The organism is Flavobacterium soli DSM 19725, from assembly GCF_000422705.1.
Lineage (GTDB): Bacteria > Bacteroidota > Bacteroidia > Flavobacteriales > Flavobacteriaceae > Flavobacterium > Flavobacterium soli.
The window spans coordinates 221767-240812 of the sequence record NZ_AUGO01000007.1; the positions used below are offsets into that span (position 1 = coordinate 221767).

22 protein-coding genes are annotated in these 19046 nt (G+C 35.9%); 17 read left to right on the forward strand and 5 right to left on the reverse strand.

Translation table 11 applies throughout. The annotated features are described in order from the left end of the window. Nucleotides 1-17: 17 nt before the first annotated feature. Entirely contained in the window at nt 18-1583 is a 1566-nt protein-coding gene (gene rny / locus G508_RS0110160) for a ribonuclease Y (protein WP_026705216.1), read from the forward strand. Between the two features lie 86 nt (nt 1584-1669). Here rny and G508_RS0110165 read toward each other — a convergent pair whose 3' ends face one another. Together G508_RS0110165 and G508_RS0110170 are read right to left on the reverse strand one after the other, a co-directional pair. Further along, complete coding sequence (locus G508_RS0110165; protein ID WP_026705217.1) at nt 1670-2881, reverse strand: MFS transporter; 1212 nt, start codon at nt 2879-2881, stop codon at nt 1670-1672. A 6-nt stretch (nt 2882-2887) separates the two neighbouring features. Then, nucleotides 2888-3799, reverse strand: coding sequence for an AEC family transporter (locus G508_RS0110170; protein ID WP_026705218.1), 912 nt, complete (start codon nt 3797-3799; stop codon nt 2888-2890). A 114-nt stretch (nt 3800-3913) separates the two neighbouring features. Here G508_RS0110170 and G508_RS0110175 point away from each other — a divergent pair, with 114 nt between their 5' ends. From G508_RS0110175 to meaB, 4 genes are all read left to right on the forward strand, one after another. Further along, complete coding sequence (locus tag G508_RS0110175) at nt 3914-4321, forward strand: Rrf2 family transcriptional regulator (protein WP_026705219.1); 408 nt, start codon at nt 3914-3916, stop codon at nt 4319-4321. A 45-nt stretch (nt 4322-4366) separates the two neighbouring features. Then, nucleotides 4367-5011 (forward strand): NAD(P)-dependent oxidoreductase, encoded by a 645-nt coding sequence (locus G508_RS0110180; protein WP_026705220.1) that lies wholly within the window; start codon nt 4367-4369, stop codon nt 5009-5011. Between the two features lie 108 nt (nt 5012-5119). Further along, entirely contained in the window at nt 5120-5851 is a 732-nt protein-coding gene (bla, locus tag G508_RS0110185) for a subclass B1 metallo-beta-lactamase (RefSeq protein ID WP_026705221.1), read from the forward strand. Between the two features lie 54 nt (nt 5852-5905). Then, nucleotides 5906-7003: a methylmalonyl Co-A mutase-associated GTPase MeaB gene (meaB, locus tag G508_RS0110190; RefSeq protein WP_026705222.1), complete on the forward strand. Its 1098-nt coding sequence runs from the start codon at nt 5906-5908 to the stop codon at nt 7001-7003. 85 nt (nt 7004-7088) lie between these two features. On the opposite strand, the gene G508_RS0110195 is transcribed toward meaB, so the two are convergent. From G508_RS0110195 to G508_RS20110, 3 genes are all read right to left on the reverse strand, one after another. Beyond that, nucleotides 7089-7316 carry a hypothetical protein gene (locus G508_RS0110195; RefSeq protein WP_026705223.1) on the reverse strand — a complete coding sequence of 76 codons (228 nt, stop codon included), beginning with the start codon at nt 7314-7316 and terminating at the stop codon, nt 7089-7091. Between the two features lie 118 nt (nt 7317-7434). Continuing rightward, the gene (locus G508_RS0110200; protein WP_026705224.1) at nt 7435-8808 is read right to left on the reverse strand and encodes an MATE family efflux transporter; all 1374 of its coding nucleotides are present in this window, start codon (nt 8806-8808) and stop codon (nt 7435-7437) included. 386 nt (nt 8809-9194) lie between these two features. Next, on the reverse strand, nt 9195-9425 hold the full coding sequence (locus G508_RS20110; RefSeq protein ID WP_157485957.1) for a hypothetical protein: 231 nt from the start codon (nt 9423-9425) through the stop codon (nt 9195-9197). A gap of 352 nt (nt 9426-9777) precedes the next feature. Here G508_RS20110 and G508_RS20300 point away from each other — a divergent pair, with 352 nt between their 5' ends. The 12 genes from G508_RS20300 to G508_RS0110270 all read left to right on the forward strand — a co-directional run bounded on the left by G508_RS20300 (nt 9778) and on the right by G508_RS0110270 (nt 19046). Further along, entirely contained in the window at nt 9778-10692 is a 915-nt protein-coding gene (locus G508_RS20300; RefSeq protein WP_211223387.1) for a tyrosine-type recombinase/integrase, read from the forward strand. Nucleotides 10693-10930: 238 nt separating this feature from the next. Next, entirely contained in the window at nt 10931-11473 is a 543-nt protein-coding gene (locus G508_RS0110220; protein ID WP_026705226.1) for a hypothetical protein, read from the forward strand. A 165-nt stretch (nt 11474-11638) separates the two neighbouring features. After that, a complete protein-coding gene (locus tag G508_RS0110225; RefSeq protein ID WP_026705227.1) occupies nt 11639-12421 on the forward strand; it encodes an abortive infection family protein in 783 nt (260 codons plus the stop codon). Between the two features lie 184 nt (nt 12422-12605). Beyond that, nucleotides 12606-13067 (forward strand): GNAT family N-acetyltransferase, encoded by a 462-nt coding sequence (locus G508_RS0110230; protein WP_026705228.1) that lies wholly within the window; start codon nt 12606-12608, stop codon nt 13065-13067. 239 nt (nt 13068-13306) lie between these two features. After that, nucleotides 13307-14152 (forward strand): hypothetical protein, encoded by an 846-nt coding sequence (locus tag G508_RS0110235; protein ID WP_026705229.1) that lies wholly within the window; start codon nt 13307-13309, stop codon nt 14150-14152. A 165-nt stretch (nt 14153-14317) separates the two neighbouring features. Then, nucleotides 14318-14995: a hypothetical protein gene (locus G508_RS0110240; protein WP_026705230.1), complete on the forward strand. Its 678-nt coding sequence runs from the start codon at nt 14318-14320 to the stop codon at nt 14993-14995. Between the two features lie 147 nt (nt 14996-15142). Then, complete coding sequence (locus tag G508_RS0110245) at nt 15143-15583, forward strand: DUF4844 domain-containing protein (RefSeq protein WP_051197546.1); 441 nt, start codon at nt 15143-15145, stop codon at nt 15581-15583. Nucleotides 15584-15586: 3 nt separating this feature from the next. Continuing rightward, entirely contained in the window at nt 15587-16051 is a 465-nt protein-coding gene (locus tag G508_RS0110250) for a hypothetical protein (RefSeq protein ID WP_026705232.1), read from the forward strand. Next, nucleotides 16044-16223: a hypothetical protein gene (locus tag G508_RS0110255; RefSeq protein WP_026705233.1), complete on the forward strand. Its 180-nt coding sequence runs from the start codon at nt 16044-16046 to the stop codon at nt 16221-16223. Before G508_RS0110250 ends, G508_RS0110255 begins: the two co-directional genes overlap by 8 nt. A gap of 15 nt (nt 16224-16238) precedes the next feature. Next, complete coding sequence (locus tag G508_RS0110260; protein WP_026705234.1) at nt 16239-17621, forward strand: T9SS type A sorting domain-containing protein; 1383 nt, start codon at nt 16239-16241, stop codon at nt 17619-17621. Between the two features lie 189 nt (nt 17622-17810). After that, the gene (locus G508_RS0110265) at nt 17811-18536 is read left to right on the forward strand and encodes a helix-turn-helix transcriptional regulator (RefSeq protein WP_026705235.1); all 726 of its coding nucleotides are present in this window, start codon (nt 17811-17813) and stop codon (nt 18534-18536) included. A 51-nt stretch (nt 18537-18587) separates the two neighbouring features. Next, nucleotides 18588-19046, forward strand: a complete 459-nt coding sequence (locus G508_RS0110270; RefSeq protein WP_026705236.1) for a GyrI-like domain-containing protein — start codon at nt 18588-18590, stop codon at nt 19044-19046.

Below are 19046 nucleotides of genomic sequence, written 5' to 3' on the forward strand. Positions count from 1 at the left end.
ACAAAAACAAAAACAAAATGGACAGTACACTAATTATAGTTATAGTAGGAATTGTAGGTCTTGCGGGAGGTTTTCTTATCGCAAAGATGATGGAAAAAAGCAATGTTTCTAACTTAATTAAAAATGCAAAAAAAGAAGCTACATCGATTTTAAAAGATGCAAATCTTGAAGCCGAAAACATCAAGAAAGATAAAATTCTTCAGGCAAAAGAAAAATTTATTGAATTAAAAGCAGAACACGAGCAAGTAATTCTGGGGAGAGATAAAAAAGTTGCAGAAGTCGAAAAAAGAGTTCGTGACAAAGAATCTTTAGTTTCGAATGAATTGGCTAAAGCCAAAAAAATCAACGATGATTTTGAAGCAAAAACCAAAGAATATCTTTCTAAAATAGAAATGCTCGACAGAAAACAGCTTGAAGTTGATAAAATGCACAAAAGTCAATTGGAACAATTGGAAGTGATTTCTGGCCTTTCGGCAGAAGAAGCAAAAAGCCAATTGGTTGAAGGCTTAAAAGCGGAAGCCAAAAGTAGTGCAATGTCTTATTTGCAAGATACTTTGGAAGAAGCAAAACTTACTGCTCAACAAGAAGCTAAGAAAATCATCATCAATACGATCCAGAGAGTTGGAACTGAGGAAGCAGTAGAAAATTGCGTTTCGGTTTTCAACATTGAATCAGATGATGTTAAAGGTAGAATCATTGGCCGTGAAGGTAGAAATATCCGTGCCTTGGAAGCTGCAACAGGTGTTGAAATCATTGTTGATGATACACCAGAAGCCATTATCCTTTCTTGTTTTGACCCTGTTAGAAGAGAAATTGCACGTTTGGCATTACACAAATTGGTTACTGATGGAAGGATTCACCCAGCAAGAATCGAAGAAGTTGTGGCAAAAACTACAAAACAAATTGACGACGAAATCATCGAAGTTGGAAAAAGAACCGTTATCGATCTAGGAATCCACGGTTTACATCCAGAATTGATTAAAGTTGTGGGTAGAATGAAATACCGTTCATCTTACGGACAAAATTTATTGCAACACTCACGTGAGGTTTCTAAACTTTGCGGCATCATGGCAGCTGAACTAGGATTGAATGTTAAATTGGCGAAAAGAGCAGGTTTACTACACGATATTGGTAAAGTTCCAGACACTGAAAGTGATTTACCACACGCTTTGTTAGGTATGCAATGGGCTGAAAAATATGGCGAAAAAGAAGAAGTTTGCAACGCTATTGGAGCTCACCACGACGAGATTGAAATGAAATCATTGCTTTCGCCAATTGTTCAGGTTTGTGATGCGATTTCAGGTGCTAGACCAGGTGCTAGACGTCAGGTTTTGGATTCTTACATTCAACGTTTGAAAGATTTGGAAGAAATTGCTTTTGGATTCCACGGTGTGAAAAATGCCTATGCAATTCAAGCTGGTAGAGAGCTTCGTGTTATCGTAGAAAGCGAAAAAGTTTCTGACGACAATGCTTCTACTCTATCTTTTGATATTTCTCAAAAAATTCAAACTGAAATGACGTATCCAGGTCAGGTTAAGGTTACTGTTATTAGAGAAACTAGAGCGGTAAACATCGCTAAATAAAAATAAAATATCTTACTTACATATAAAAATAGCCCGATTCGTTCGGGCTATTTTTTTTGGAATATTATAAAACAAACATATTAGGATCACTTCTTCTTCTTCAAATTTGGAAGAAACAAAGCAATACAACCAATCAAAGGCAAGTAAGCACAAAGATGATAGACATAATCAATACTGGTATGATCGGCTAAGTTTCCAAGAAGTGCCGAACCAAGACCTCCCATTCCAAAAGCGAAACCGTAGAACAACCCCGAAACCATTCCTAGTTTTTTAGGCAGTAATTCTTGGGCATAAACCAGTATAGCCGGAAAGGCTGATGAAATGATCATCCCGATTACAACCGAAAGTATTCCTGTCCAAAACAAATCTACATAAGGAAGTAATAATGTAAACGGTGCCGCTCCCAAAACCGAAAACCAAATCACATATTTTCTTCCGAATCTATCCCCCAAAGGTCCACCAATCAAGGTTCCAACAGCACAAGAAGCCAGAAACAAGAACAAATGAAACTGTGCATCTTGAATTGAAAGTTGAAACTTATCCATTAAATAAAAAGTGAAATAACTCGAAATGCTGGCCGTGTAAAAGAATTTTGAAAAAATCAATACCAAAAGAATTGCAACGGAAAGCACAATCTTCGTTTGAGACAAATCTGGAAGTATGATTTCAACATTTTTTTTGGCTCTTAAAATCAGATGGTTCTGATACCAAACGGCAATTTTAGAAAGCACAAAAATGGCCAGGATTGCTACAATTGCGAACCAAATAATATAATGCTGATTATTAGGAACCACAATCAAGGCTACTAATAAAGGCCCAATTGCTGTTCCCGCATTTCCACCCAATTGAAAAATGGATTGTGCCAAACCACGTTTTCCGCCAGATGCCAAGAAAGATATTCGGGAAGCTTCGGGGTGGAAGATTGACGAACCAATTCCCACTAAAACTACCGAAAGTATGATAATCGGAAAACTTGCAGCATACGCCAAAAGTATAATTCCTGAAAGCGTAAAGACCATTCCAAAAATCTGTGAATAGGGCTTGGGGCGTTTATCAGTGTATAATCCAACGATTGGTTGCAAGATCGAAGCTGCCATTTGATAAGCAAAGGTGATTAATCCGATTTGAGTAAAAGTTAGCTGATAACTGTCTTTCAAAATAGGATAAGCCGCTGGAATAACCGCCTGAAGCAAATCGTTTAAAAGATGGGCAAAAGCGATGGAAAACAAGATAGGATAAACTGTTTTCTGAGCCAAATCGGTTGTTGGTGTCGAGGTGTTTGTATTTGCAATTTCCATAAAAATCTAAAAAGTTTGTAAAATCCAATACCATAAAGCAAGAGTCAGGAAAGACAACGGAATTCCGAATCCAATCATCATACTGCTTAATTTCGGTTTTAATCCATGGGAAGATGCCAGAATCGAAGCTGTTATCATGGGAGCCATTGCCGCTTCCATGATGGAGACTTCTATGATCTTGCCGTTTTCGCCAAAAATTATTTTATAGAGGATATAAATAAATGCCGGTGTTATTATAAGCTTAAAAAAAAGTCCTAAAGCAAGGAAGTTCCAGTGTTTGCTTTGTCGCTCTATCTTGAGTTGCAAACCTACTGCAATCAGGGCTATTGTCGTTACAGTTCCGCCTAATTTCTGAAACACATTTTGCATTGTTTCTACAAAATCCAATTGGAAAACATTCAAAAAACCTCCAATGACAAAAGCAATAAATGGCGGAAACAAAACGACTTTTTTCAAAATCAAACTTGCATTTGGAGTATCGCGTGAATACATTGAAGCCACGATGATCCCTAATGTTGTTAATACTAAAAACGAACCCGTTTGATCTAAAACGATGGCCGTTTCCAATCCTTCTCTTCCGTATAAAGCTTCGATCACAGGAAATCCGACGAAAGAAGTATTCCCTAAGCCTCCTACCAAAATCAAACACCCTGTTAACTTTTTCGACCATCCAAAGGCTTTTCCTAACAACCAAAAGAATGCAAACGAAAGCATAAATCCAATCCAAGCAACTGCCATTGGAAACACCAATTGATAACTTAATGCAATTTTTGGTATATAATAAAGTGCTAAAGCCGGAAGTGAAATATAAATGACAAACTGGTTCAAAACCTTGTGGCTGTTCACTGGAAAATCTTTTATCCGCTGCAGGAAAATCCCCAGAAGCAAGCAAACAAAGACTATGATGATGTTTTCCATAACTGAAACTAGACTGCAAAAATACTACTATAAAATGTCAGATTTCATTTTTAACTCTTTTTTAATGTTTGGAATTCAGAAAGAATGTATATTTGTAACATATTTTATTACAGTATGCTTTCAGGTAAGTTTGCCATCACGTTACACATTCTCACTTTGCTTTCTAAATTTCCCGATGAATATCTATCGTCGGAATTTTTAGCGGGAAGTATGAATCTGCATCCTGTTTTGGTCCGCAAGGAAATTGCCAATCTGAAAAAACATAATATTGTAGAAAGTAAGGAAGGAAAAAATGGTGGTACAAAGCTTTTAATTCCTTCAAAAGACATCACGCTTGATATGATTTTCAAGCTTACTTTTGAAAAAGTAAGTCTGGGATTTTCTAAAAAAGATCCCAATCCGGATTGTCCTGTTGGAAAACAAATCAACCAGAATCTTCAATTGCTTTATGATAGTATCAATGATAAGATCAGCAACCAATTGAATAGCATCTCGCTGCTTGATTTTGAAAATAAGTTCTAGCCTTTTTTTTAAACAAAACTGTAACATTTTTAATTACATATAAATATGAAAGTAGCAATCATTGGAGCAACAGGATTTTTAGGTAAAAGTCTTGTAAACGAATTTACAAACCGCAAACACGAGGTAACAGCCATTTCGCGAACCGCACAGCCATCCGATAAGGAAAACTTGAAATATGTGGCGGTTGATGTCTTCAACATTCAAGAACTCTCTAATGTCTTGAAAGGACACGATGTGGTCGTGAGTGCCTTTAATCCAGGGTGGACGAACCCTAACATCTATACTGATTTTTTGGCTGGAGCCAAAGCGATTCAGGAAGCTGTGAAACAATCTGGTGTAAAGCGACTGATAACTGTTGGCGGTGCCGGAAGTTTATATATTGATGGAAATCAACTTGTGGATGGTCCAGAATTTCCTGCCGATATAAAACCTGGAGCTACAGCAGCTCGCGATTATTTGGAAATTATTAAAGCTGAAAAAGAATTGGATTGGGCTTTTTTCAGTCCAGCGATTGAGATGCATCCTGGGATAACGACAGGAAGAACGGGTAATTACCGTTTGGGTTTAGAAAACCCTATCTTTAATGCTGAAAACAGAAGTATCCTTTCTGGAGAAGATGTTGCTGTCGTGCTTGCTGACGAAGTTGAAAATCCGAAACACCATCAAGTAAGATTTACTGCAGCTTACTAAATCTAGCTTGCTTAAAAAATAGCTCATCTTATAAAACAGTTTCAGAATGCTTCTCGCTTTTTGAAACTGTTTTTGTAATTTTAACCCCAATCACAATACCTTTCCTTTATGAAATTCTTGGTTTTCTGCTTCACGCTGTTATTTTTTTCCTGCAATGTTGCCAAACAAAATAATACTACCACTTATAGTTCAAAAAATGTGACGGTTAAACAAGTTTCGCCTCATGTTTACCAGCATATTTCGTTTCTGGAAACCAAAAGTTTTGGCATGGTAGGCTGTAACGGAATGATTGTGATCGACCGGAATGAAGCCATTGTCTTTGATACCGCAGTTGATGATCAAACATCCGAAGAACTTATTTCAATCATCACCAATAAACTTCATTGTAAAATAAAAGCTGTTGTCGCCACACATTTCCATGATGATTGTTTGGGTGGTCTTGAGGCTTTTCATAAAATTGGAGTTCCCTCATTTGCAAATGAGCAAACCATCCAACTGGCGAAAAATCAAGGTTCGGCTGTTCCTCAAAACGGAATCGCGACTGAACATGAGTTTACCATTGGAACACAAAAAATACAGGCGAGATACTTTGGCGAAGGCCACACAAAAGACAATATCATTGGTTATTTTCCTTTAGAAAAGACCATGTTTGGTGGTTGTTTGGTTAAAGAGATGAATGCCGGAAAAGGAAATCTTGAAGATGCCAATGTAAAAGTTTGGCCAGAAACCATTCGCAACATCAAGTTGGCCTATCCAGATGTAAAGACCATTATTCCGGGACATGGCAAAATTGGAGACAAAGCTTTATTGGATTATACGATCACGCTTTTTCAAGAATAAGGTGAGGAATCCATTTTTAAACTCTTATTCTTTTACTTACTTTTACTACACCAAATATCAACCGTGAAAAAAGCTCCTAACAAAAAATCGGCTCTTGAAGAAAAAGAAGGTGTTGTACAACCCGAAAGCATCAGTGCATCGGTGGTGGAACATATTCAGCAGTTTAGAAAAGTGCAACCGTCTTCAAACGAACTTATTAAGGGAATTTTGGACGGAAACATTACTTCTTTGAGTAGGGCGATCACACTTGTTGAAAGTACAAACAGTAATCATTTGGCGAAAGCCAATGAAGTAATCAATGCCTGTTTGCCACATGCCAATCGCTCGGTTCGCATTGGGATTACAGGCGTTCCTGGTGTTGGAAAAAGTACTTTTATTGAAGCCTTCGGCAAATATTTGACCGGTTTGGGTAAAAAAGTAGCTGTCTTGGCGGTCGATCCTAGTAGTACTATTTCGCATGGGAGTATTCTTGGCGATAAAACCCGAATGGAAGAGCTGGTGAAAGATAAAAATGCCTACATCCGTCCTTCGGCTTCGGGTGATACTCTTGGTGGCGTGGCTCGAAAAACGCGTGAAACCATTACACTTTGTGAAGCCTGCGGATTTGATACTATCATCATTGAAACTGTTGGCGTTGGCCAGAGCGAAACTGCCGTTCACAGTATGGTTGACTTCTTTCTTCTGCTAAAAATATCCGGTGCTGGTGATGAACTTCAAGGCATCAAGCGTGGCATTATGGAAATGGCCGATGCGATTGTCATCAACAAAGCCGATGGCGATAACATCAAGCGAGCGAAATTGGCGAAGACCGAATTCAACAGAGCACTCCACCTTTTTCCTGCCAAAAAATCGGGATGGGTACCAACGGTTTCGACTTGCAGTTCTTATACCAAAGAAGGAATTGATGGGGTTTGGAATACCATTTCGGATTATTTGAAACTTACGGAAGGTAATGGCTATTTTGAAGAAAAGCGAAGCAGTCAAAACCACTATTGGATGCTCGAAACCATTAATGAACGGTTGAAAAATGACTTCTTTAACCATCCTGAAATAGCAACTTTGCTGGAAGAAAACAAAAAAGCAGTGCAAAACAATGAAATCTCACCGTTTGCAGCTGCTAGTATTTTATTGGAACACTATTTTAAGAAATAAGATATTTTAAATCCATTAAGGTGTTAAGCTTCATTAAGCATTCTGTTAGAATTTACAAAACTGAATACTGAACACTGAACACTATCTACTCCTCATATCGTGCCACTTCCCTATCATAAAACGCATTGGCTTGCGTGATCAAGTTTTCCATTTCGGCATTGAGTTCGGCTTCGTCTAGGTCTTCGTCTTCTTCGAGGAACTCTACCTCATCGTCTTTCAGGTTGATGATAAAACGAGGGTAATCCAAATGTATGATGAAGATATCTTCTGGGAAATCGGTATTGTCGCCTAGTAAAAATTTTGGTAATTCCATTTGAGTTTAAATTTTAGAGTTTAGATTTTAGAGTTTAGAATATGGAGTATAGAGTATAGAATCTGGGTCGTTTAACAAATCGGTGCAAACTTGATTGCGACTGAATACTGACCACTAACTACTGCCCACTAATTAACCTCTTGGTGAGTTTCTGAAAGCGAATATACAAAAATATTGCTGCAGCTGTTAATCCGGCTAAAAGTCCTATCCAGACACCTGTTGCTCCAAGACTCGTGTAAAGTCCCAAGTAGATCGAAATTGGGAAGCCAATTATCCAATAGGCCACAAAGGTTATATACATTGGGATTTTTGCATCTTGCAAGCCTCTCAAGGCTCCCAGGATCACGACTTGCAAACCATCTGATATTTGAAAAACTGCTGCAACCAAGAGCAACTGCGAAGCGATGGCAATCACTTCAAGGTTCTTGGTGAAGTTTTGTGCATCCTCAATGTCGATAAACATATAGGGCAAAGTGGTGTGCAAGGCTACAAAGAGCAAGGCAAAAACAATTTCGATGACTACTACCAGCAAAAATATCGAGATGGCTACGGTTCTCAACTTTTTATAATCGGCTAGTCCTTTCTGGTTGCCTACACGGATCATGGCTGCCACACTTAGTCCCATTGCAAACATAAAGGTTAGCGATGCCAAACTCAGTGCAATCTGGTTGGCTGCCTGACTGGTTGTCCCGATAATGCCACAGAGCCAGATCGCTCCGGTAAACAAAGCCACTTCGAAGAACATTTGCATGGCCGATGGCAAACCAAGGCTGATGATCCTGTTTCGCATGGCTGTATTAATTTCCTTCAAACTGAAACCTTCAAAATAAGCATGGAACTTAGGCTTGTTCACCATCACAAAATGCATAAAACCTAGCATTACAAACCGTGAAGCAATGGTTCCAACGGCTGCCCCAATGATACCCCACTGAGGGAAAATCCATATCCCATAGATGAGGAAGTAGTTTATGACCACATTGGTGAGGTTCCCGATGATGGTGGCCCACATCGAGTATTTGGTTTCACTAAGCCCGTCTGCAAACTGCTTGTAGGCTTGATACATTATAAGCGGAATCAAGGAGCAGCCGACGATATCGAGGTAAGGCTTTGCCATTTCTACTACCGCTTCGGGTTGTCCCATATAGGCAATCAAGGGCTTGCAAAAGAAGATGAGGATAAAGAGGGCAATGCCCAGAATACTACACAAGTAGAGTCCGTGGTGGAAAACGCTTCTCCCCTTTTCGATGTTCTTCTCGCCATCGGCTTCGGCAATTAGCGGGGTTAGCGCTGTGGAAAACCCAACTCCAAGGGACATGGCGATAAAAACAAAACTGTTCCCGAGGGATACGGCTGCAAGCTCTGTTGGTCCCAGTTTACCTACCATGATATTGTCGACAATTCCTACCAGGGTGTGGCCAATCATGCCCAGAATGATGGGATAGGCCAGTTTTAGATTATAGGAAAACTCTCGGGTGTACTGCTGCAGGGTCATGGTTTTGAAAATTTGTGTGCAAATGTAGTTAGAAGCTTTGAGAGTGTGGTGTTTTTTATTGCCGTTTTATAACAATTGAGGGAGCTAAATGGGGAATTTTGGTTTTTTGAGGTGACGTTTTAGTGGTTGCTTTTGAGATTTTCGGGATGGGTAAAGCGATATGCTGCATGTTGTTTTTGAAAATAGAATAAAACAAGGATCATTAAGGTTGATGGGGGCGAAAAAGCTAGTGCGATTTCGTCTAAATATATCGAGAGGATGCTGTGGTTGATGGTATTTTATTTTTGATTAATGAAGCCGTAAGCCTTATGAATAAAGCGATTTACTTATAGAAGCGGGTGGAAAATAGTGTGTATTGAATTGCTGGTTTTTACATCGAGATACCCCTATTTCAGTTTTTGGTACCCATTTTTAAAGTGCGAGTGTTTGTTAAAAGTATACGAGGTCATGGCATAATGATACGAGGTCATGGAATAATGATACGAGGTTATGGGATAATGATACGAGGTCATAGGATAATGATACGAGGTCATGGCATAATGATACGATATCATGGGATAATGATGCGAGGTCATGGCATAATGATGCGAGGTCATGAGATAATGATACGAGATCATGGGATAATGATGCGAGGTGATGGGTTAATGGTTCAAGGTGTTGGAATAATGATGCGATACTTTTGAAGAATGGCAGGGGTTACTATATTTTTTATGCGAGGTTGGCTTTATTGTTTTTGGTTTTAGAAGGTTGATAGTGATGCTTATAGTTGTAGGGGTTGATTTTCTTGGGGGTTGTAAAGAATGGGGCTTCTATTTGGTTGTTTCCTTACTCCTTTCTCCCTTAGTGGCTTTTTTGCAATTGCTAGTTTTGAATTATTTTTATGGAAAAGCCTATTATCGCAAAAACAATTATAAGTAGATTTATTATAATTTATATAAAATTAGAAAAATGAAATAGGAAGCAGAGCTGATGCGATATGGTAATGAAAATAGAGTTGCTGTGTTTTTTGAAAAGAGCGACGATCTGATTGCGCGAATAAAAAAAATTGATGGTGCGAGATGGAGCCAAACCTTAAAAGTATGGCACTTGCCTGATACCGAAGAACATCGGGTTCGGTTTAAGATTGCACCACAATTATCAAACCTTCCATCGACAGAAGGGATTGAAAATATTGAAAAATTCAAACAATGGATGCGTTCCAAACGCTATAGTGATCGCACTGTTACTACTTATAGCGAGGCTTTGAAATATTTTCTGGTTTTTTACCGAGAGAAACCTTTGACGGGAATTACCAACGAAGATGTAATCATGTACAACAACGAATATATTTTAAAAAACAAGCTTTCGGCTTCTTATCAAAACCAAATCGTAAATGCCATCAAGTTATTCTTTCAGACTATTAGAGACACAAAGATCTTAGTGGATAAAATTCATCGTCCTAAACGAGGAAAAGTTTTGCCTAACGTTTTGAGCAAAGAAGAGATAAAACTAATTCTAAATGCCCACAGTAACCTCAAACATAGCATGATGCTTTCCTTGATTTATAGTTGCGGATTGCGTTGTGGCGAGTTGCTGGCTCTGGAACCCGTGCATATCGATTCTAAAAGAAACATCGTACTTCTCAAAAACGCCAAAGGCAAAAAAGATAGAATTGCACCTTTGAGCCCAAAAATTTTGGAAATGTTGCGAAATTATTACGCCGTTTTTAAACCCGAAAAATATTTGTTTGAAGGACAAATCAAAGGACAGCCTTATGATGCCAGAAGCTTGCAACTCCTACTGAAACAAGCTTTACAAAAAGCAGGAATTGCAAAACCAGTTACGCTACATTGGCTTCGGCACAGCTATGCCACTCATCTATTAGAAAGCGTGACTGACTTGTGATACATACAAGAATTATTAGGACACAATAGCAGTAAAACCACCGAAATTTACACGCACGTCAGTACGAAAAGCATTCAACAAATAAAAAGTCCTTTTGATGATTTGTAATCTTTTTTAATTACTTTTGAGAAACAATAAAGCGAAACAAACCTTCGCCAATCCGCCCAAATTTGGGTGTATATGCGAAGGTTTGTTTCGTATATATACAAGTTATGTGTAATGCCTCGAAAAACTACAAATGAGAAACATAAAGCCAATTTTCACTATTATCTTAATTCTAACTTTTGCTAATATTTATGCAAATAAGGATAGAATTGAAAAGCCCGAATCTTTCAAATTCGTATTCGAAAATAACGAAGTTGTAAACTTGAATTCTGGCGATTCAAAATTAAAAACGGTGTGTGATGAAATAGTAAGCCAAAAAAGAAAGCTAATTGAAGCGCAGTTGACTTATAAAACTGGAGAAATAATGACGGCAAAATATGACGGTAAAAATTGGAGTTCAATAAAAATATCATACAACGGTGAAGAAATAAGTGTTCCAAAAAAGAAATTGAAAAAAATTACTGAAATTCATTTTTCAACTTTAAATCTAATCTGGTCGTCGGATAATGAAGTTGCTTTTAATTCATCTTATTTCTTTCTTGATTTTGAAATTGGAACCGTAAAGTATTATAATAAATTACCAAGCTTGAGTATAATTTTTGAAGAAAAGAAGTTTTCAAATTGCGTCATAGAAAAGCAAGTAGAAGAAAACGTTACCAAATCATATGATTTTTAAAATACTGAACGGCACTACACATAACAGCGGTTACCCGCAATAGCTCGTTTATCTTTCTTGGAAAATACTCTGAACTTCACAATTTCTTATTACATTTATTCTTAACTTGCCGCTACTGCGGGTAGCCGCGGAACGTTAGCAGAAACCCAATTGAAAATCTGAACTATGAACGAACTCATTTCGCCAAGATATCAAATGCAGCTTGTCCAACAAGTTCATGACAAAATCTGGGAACAATTTAAAAGTTATAAAGACGTACTTTTCTACATTAGAAAGTGGCACGAGTCCGACGACGCTTATAATTATAATAATCGATGGGAGAATTTTGCAATAAGCCTTGATGTAAATGGCAATATTGATTTGAAATCTACACTTCATAATATGAAAGGCTATACGATTCTGAAAATTGCTATAGATTTAGGAATCGACACGCCTGACTTCGTACCTTCTATTCCTACTTTTAAAAATGCAATAAAAGAACAGTACGAAAATGTTTATGACACTTTTATCAAAGCTGTTAAAAACATTGAATCAGATCCGAGTTTGTCTATCGGTTTGGCGAATTCAGCGTTTGAAAGTTTAATTAAAGAAATCCTTAAGGATGAAAGGTTTTCAAACAAATTAAAAGGTGGAGAAACTCTATATAAACTAATGCAAAGTATTATCAATGAGTTTAAATTAAACGAGCCACATTTTCCACCAGAGGCAAAAACCCTTTGTTCATCGCTACTTTCGATAAGTCAGTCTATTGAAAAATTACGGAGTGAAAAAACAATCTTTCACGGAAAAACAAAAGAAGATCTTCTTATAGATGACTCAATCTATGTTTATTTGACAATTAATGCTTTTACGACCGTGGGATTATTTTTAAACTCATATTACAATAGAAAATATCCCCAACCAAAAGTAGAAATTAATGACAACGAAGTCGATGATTTACCGTTCTAGCTGGGCTTCTGCTAACAGCCGTTAGTCGTCAGTGCGGGATTTTTCAGGGTTGAACTTTCGTCTTCACGAAGAATGTTCTATCTTGGCAGAGAGAACTCGGTCCGCTTTCATCCGCAACTGCGTGAAGCGGCCTCACGTTGGCAGACAGTTGACCTGAAAAACGTAAAAAATAAACTAATTTAAAATGAATACAACAATAAGAAAATATATCAAAACTGATAAAGATGTATGCATAGAATCTTTCAAAAGTAATGTGCCGAAATATTTTGCAGAAGAAGAAATAAAAGATTTTGAGAATTTTCTAATGAGAATTGAAAAAGATGATAATAAAACACATTTTTATGTTATAGTTTATGACGAAAAAATTATTGGTTGTGGTGGATTTGGAGATAAAGATAGCAATCAAATAATTTCATTGGCTTGGGGATTAATTCACAAAGATTATCATAAAAAAGGATTTGGTAAAAAACTATTATTACACAGAATTGAAGAAATTAAAAGGCTCAAACCTGGAGTTCCAATAATTATTGATACAACTCAATATTCTTGTGGATTTTTTGAAAAGTATGGATTTTTCACAACTAAAATAACTAACGATTACTATACAATTGGAATGCATCGATACGATATGACATATAGAATTTAAACAATAAATAGTTGAGTCAAGAAACGGAAAATATAAAACCTAATTCCGAAAAAAAAAGTTTTAATTAAAAAAACAACTGATCTGCCAACAGCCGTTTTGCGCTATTGCGAGAAAAGTGCAAAATTGACGTTTATCTTTCGCAAGAAATATTATCTTAGTAGAAAATACGCAGTTCAGAAGCTCGCAACAGACGCAAAGCGGCGAAACGTTAGCATTCATTATAAAAAACTACGGAGAATATGACAGATTCAGAATCAATTTATGAAATAACAGAATGTATCTGTTCTTGGTATGATTTATTGGGCTATGGAAAGCCATTAATGGATGCAAATTGGAATTTAAAAGATAAAAGATGCGAAAGCCAACTCAAGAGAATTAAGTCCCTTGACCTAACTCACGTAAATAAATTTTCGTCTATACACCGTACCACAAGTTTTACTTTGAATGATGGAATTGTTCTAAACTTTGATATCAATTCTAAAGTTAAATATTTTAAAAACCAATTAGTTATGGTTTTGGATGACTTATTAATGGAGTATGAGGGTTTAAATTATAACGACGTTGGAAATGGTTATCCAGGAGTAAGAGGAATAATTACTTATGGACATCGATATGATTATATGTATGCAGAATCTACTGTTTCTGTTGCCGATAGTTTTACATCTTCATTCCATCCTAGAGTATTTCAAATGAATACAGCATTCTCAAAAGCTTATTTAATGGAATCCTCTGGTTCAAGAGCTGGAATTTCAGGAAACTTTTTATATATAGATAAATATCTAATTGATAAAATTGAACACTTAATTCTAGAACAAAATGAAGAAGATTTAAAATTTAGAGTTGAAAAGAACTTAAACAACGCTGATGAAGATTATTATTTTACTATTTTCCGTAACAATGAAATATTTTTGACATTAGAATTTGACAAAAAAATTGTAGAATATAATCAAAGTGGAATCGATACAAAGTTATTTAAATATTTACGTAGAATATCATTACAAGACCAACTTGCAAACGAATCTGCTTTTCGAGAAGGACAAAGATATTTACAAATGGAGATTGATGAATTTAAAGAAAACGAATAAATAACGAGTGCTAACAGCCGTTACACGAGATTTGGGCATTAGGATGAATTTAAAGATAGTTTTATACTTGGAAAATTTGGCAAATCCGAAAGATTACGCATTCTTAATCCCAAACCTCATGTAGCGCCAAGACGTTGTGCAACATTTTCAACAGCATCAAAATCAATGGAACGATTTACTCCTTTGTCAGAAAAAATAGAATGGCAGCTCTTTCAAAGTAACAGTGCAATTGTTGAGTATGCAGTTATCGAAGAAGAATTAAAACAGCTTTATAATTTCTGTTTGATTTTTCAAAATGCAGTTTTTGATAAAATAAAAAATCTCAAAAGAGGAAAAGAATATTTAGAAAAAAATCCATTCGAAGTTTGCTGCAATTATGATGGTCTAGAATTTCAAAATATTGACTTTTTACAAGGCTTAGAAGAATTTGAAATTCCAAATTGGTTAGACACTTATAAATTTATTGTTCCTATGAATCAGGTATTACTGGTTTCAATCTTTTTGGAAAAATCTTTGAAATCATTATGTTCAGAGTATTCTGTCGAAAATAAATCAAAGGTTTACGGAGGTTATAAGATTAAATTGAAAACGGAAATCGGAAAAAGCAAAATCGAAACTTATATAAATTATTTAAAAGAGAACTGTGCGCTTAAAATAGATGCGTCTACAGAAGTTTCGTTTTTTAATAATAAAATAAGAAGAGTACGAAATTGTTTTGTTCACGGAGATTGGGATGAAATTGAAGAAATGTTTTTAGATTATAATTCAAATGATCTTTTCATTATTGTTTCAAAACTATTAGAAGAAATTGAAAAAGCTTATATCAATAAAAACGTTGCTTAACCCTCGTTTCAAGCGATTACGGGGTTTTTAGTTGCTGGAAATTGCGGTTTCACGAAGAAACATTATCTTCGGCAGAGAGAACTCAGTCCGCTTTTCCGGCAACGTCGCGAAGCGGCATAACGTTATAGGGTATTTTAAAAGACGACCGTGAAACAGACAATAAACATAATATTCGGACTGACTTTACTTCTTTTCACTGCTTGTGGACAAGTACAAATAAAAACACCTGAAAACGCAATGACTAAATTTGACGAATTTAAAAACAAAGAAAAATTTCTACAAGACGACAAACTATTTTATCCAGGAATTGGCGACCAGAGCCTAAAACCTGTTTTGACAAAAAAAATCAATCTTGCAGCAGACGACTTTAAAAAACTTGCTGACAAAGGAAATGCAACTGACAAAGAATATCAAAACACGATAAAAGTTGGACTTGACCGATTTTCCGACCTTTATTTACAGCTTGACACAGAAGACCGAGAAAGAGTTTGTAGTTACTTTGAAGAACTAATGGACATTGTTGGACTTGAAAGTTCAGGCGGACACTTGAACAACTTTATGTATGCTTTTGACCCAAATAAGAATTAAATTATGTTGACTATTGACAAAATAAAAAGGGATTTTTCATACGTAAAAAAGGCTTGGACTGGAAATTCAGAAGTATATCACGACTCACCGATTTTCCAAGGCTATGGTAATTTATGTGACTTGTATTTTAAATCAAAAGACAAACAAATAAAACAAGAACAAGTTGACAAATACAATGAATTTAAGGAGAACTTTAAAAGCTATCTACCTGACATTGAAAAGTATATTTTAAGCTCTTTGAAAAATTCAGAAATGAATTTAAAAGACATAAACAGACTAACAAAATTGACTTTGGACATAATCGAAATACCTTATGACAATTTTAAATACGACTTGGTTTTATTATGCGGTAAATCCTATAAGAAGTTCCTTTTTTTAACAAGAAATATAGACATAAGAGTTGAATTCAAAAACGGAACAATTAAAACAATCCAAAGAAAAAAAGATACAACTGAAGACAATGAATAACGAAAGAAAAACGCCCTATAACAGCACCTACCCAAAAGGCGGGGTTTCGTGTTCCAAAGAAAGTTTTGTGGTTAATGGAAGTTTAGTTTTTCAAATCAAGTTTAGCGCTAAAAATCCCGCCCTTCGGGTAGCCGTGGAACGTTGTGCGACAGCTTATAAAACTGAAGCGTAAAAAAAAAATGAAAAAATGAAAAAAATAAAAATCTTTTTTACACTATTATTTTTGATAAAGGTATTTTCAGCTTCTGCTCAGTTTACTAAAATTCATGATTTTGATGGTGGTGCTAATGGTGGTTATCCATTCAGTAATCTTTTTTATGACGGAACCTATCTATATGGAGTAACTGTTTATGGAGGTTTATTCAACAGTGGAATTATTTTTAAAGTAAAACCAGACGGCACGGAATATCTAAAAATTTTTGATTTTAACCCTACGGTTAGTGGCTATCATGCTTATGCAACTCTAATCTCTGACGGAATTTTTTTGTACGGTACAACTAAAGGGGATGATGGTGTAAACTCGCATGGAACGGTTTATAAAATAAAACCAGATGGAAGTGATTTTACAACACTTCTTACTTTTAATGGCGCAAACGGCAGTACTCCATGGAGTGGGCTTTTATTAATTGGTGATTCTCTTTATGGAATGACTAATTATGGTGGTACTGATGGTACAATATTTAAGATAAAAACTGACGGCTCAAATTTTGAAAATTTATTTAATTTTTCAGAAACAACCTCAGGACGTTTTCCATATGGAGAATTAATTTACGATGGAACATTTTTATATGGAACGACTGCGGGCGGAGGTATTCATTATAGTGGTACTGTATTCAAAATATTACCCGACGGTACAGGATATTCAAAACTAATTGATTTTAATAATGCTCCAAGTGGAAACTATCCTTATGGCTCCCTCATTTCAGACGGGACATTTTTGTACGGAACCACAGGAACCGGTGGTGTCAACGATTTTGGAAGTATATTTAAAGTCAAACCCGACGGCTCTGAATATCAACAATTACTTAGTTTTGATGGAAATAATGGTCAACAACCAATGGATAATCTTGTCATTTTAGGAGATTATATTTACGGAATGACAATGTTTGGAGGTGTTAATAGCATCGGTACTATTTTTAGAATAAAACCTGATGGCACTAGCTTTTCAAAACTCGTCGATTTTGATGGCACTTCTCACGGTAGCTATCCACGCAGGTCTTTGATTTCAGATGGAACATTTTTATACGGAATGACCTCAGGTGGTGGTATAAATGGAGATGGGGTTGTACTTAAATTTTTTCCAGAAAACCTAGAGAATTCAGAATTTGATATTCATTCAGATATTACAATTTATCCTAATCCTTCAAATGGTTTAATCAAAATAGAAACTCAATCACTAACCAAGTTACAAATTGAAGTATATAACATTCTTGGAGCACTAATCACGCAACAATCTTCATTAAATCAACAAACTGTAATAGATCTAACAAATTATTCTGCTGGGGTTTACATTGTAAAAGTACATTATAATGATAACAAAGTAATACACGAGAAAATAGTAATAAAATAGAAAGCCGATCGCACAACAGCGGTTTGCAATAATGGCTAGTTTGCTTTGTTACCTTGACGTTTTTTCTTCAAGAAAAATATTTATCTTTAACAGAAAATAATCAGTTCCCTGGCTTCGCTACTGCGTCAAGCTACGAAACTTTAGCGGTCAGGCTATGACGACCTTGTCCAAACCTGAACAGATAGAAAAATGGACGATAATAAAGATACTAAACGACTTTCACGACTAACTGCAATTTTGACAATTTTGCAAACGAAACGACTTTTGACAGCTTCAGCATTAGCGAATAAATTTTCAGTAAGTAACAGGACAATTTATAGAGATATAAAAGCACTAGAACAGGCAGGTGTTCCAATACTGACAGAAGACGGAAAAGGTTATTATTTAATGGAAGGTTATAGAATACCACCGGTAATGTTTACCGAAAGCGAAGCCAATGCGTTAATTACAGCCGAACAACTCATTTTAAAAAATAAAGACGCTTCATTTGTAAAAGAATATTCAGAAGCTATCAACAAAATAAAATCTGTTTTACGCAACAACACCAAAGACAAAGCAAACTTACTTTCCGACCGAATGGTATTTAGACAAAATGCAGACCACAACCGGACAAGCAATTATCTATCAACATTACAGCTAGCCTTGACAAATTTCAACCTTGTCAAAATAAAATACCATTCACCCGACACCAATCAAACAACGGAAAGAACAATTGAACCTTTTGCCATTTACAGCACACAAGAAAATTGGTTACTCATTGCTTTTTGCTTACTAAGGAAAGATTTCAGAGCATTTCGTTTGGACAGAATTCAAAACATAGCCACACTCAATAAACAGTTTGAACCACATAAAATAACCTTGCAGGAATATTTCGAAATTTGCAAGGAAAAATATTTTTCACAACCCTTGACATAGGGCTGTCGCAACACCATTTTAGTTTTGTGGCTTAACTAAAAATATTTCAAAATGAACAAAGTAAAAATTGAGCCTTTTAAAGTAATCGGCATTGCTGTAAGAACCACAAACGAAAACAATCAGGCTGCAAAAGATATTGCAGATTTATGGGGTAAGTTTATGAAAGACAGAATTTTGGAAGCAATTCCAAACAAAATTGACAACACAATATATTCCATATACACAGATTACGAAAGCGATCACACAAAACCATACACTACATTATTGGGTTGCAGAGTAGAAAATTTAAACGACATTCCCAACGGAATGATTGGCAAATCTTTTGACGGTGGAAACTATATAAAACTATCTGCCAAAGGGGATTTAATGAAAGGGCTGATAGTAAACAAATGGTTAGAAATTTGGGAAATGGATTTAGACAGAGTGTTTACAGCAGACTATGAAGTTTTTGGCGAAAAAGCGCAAAATCCGACAGACGCAGAAATTGACTTTTTAATTGCTGTAAAATAG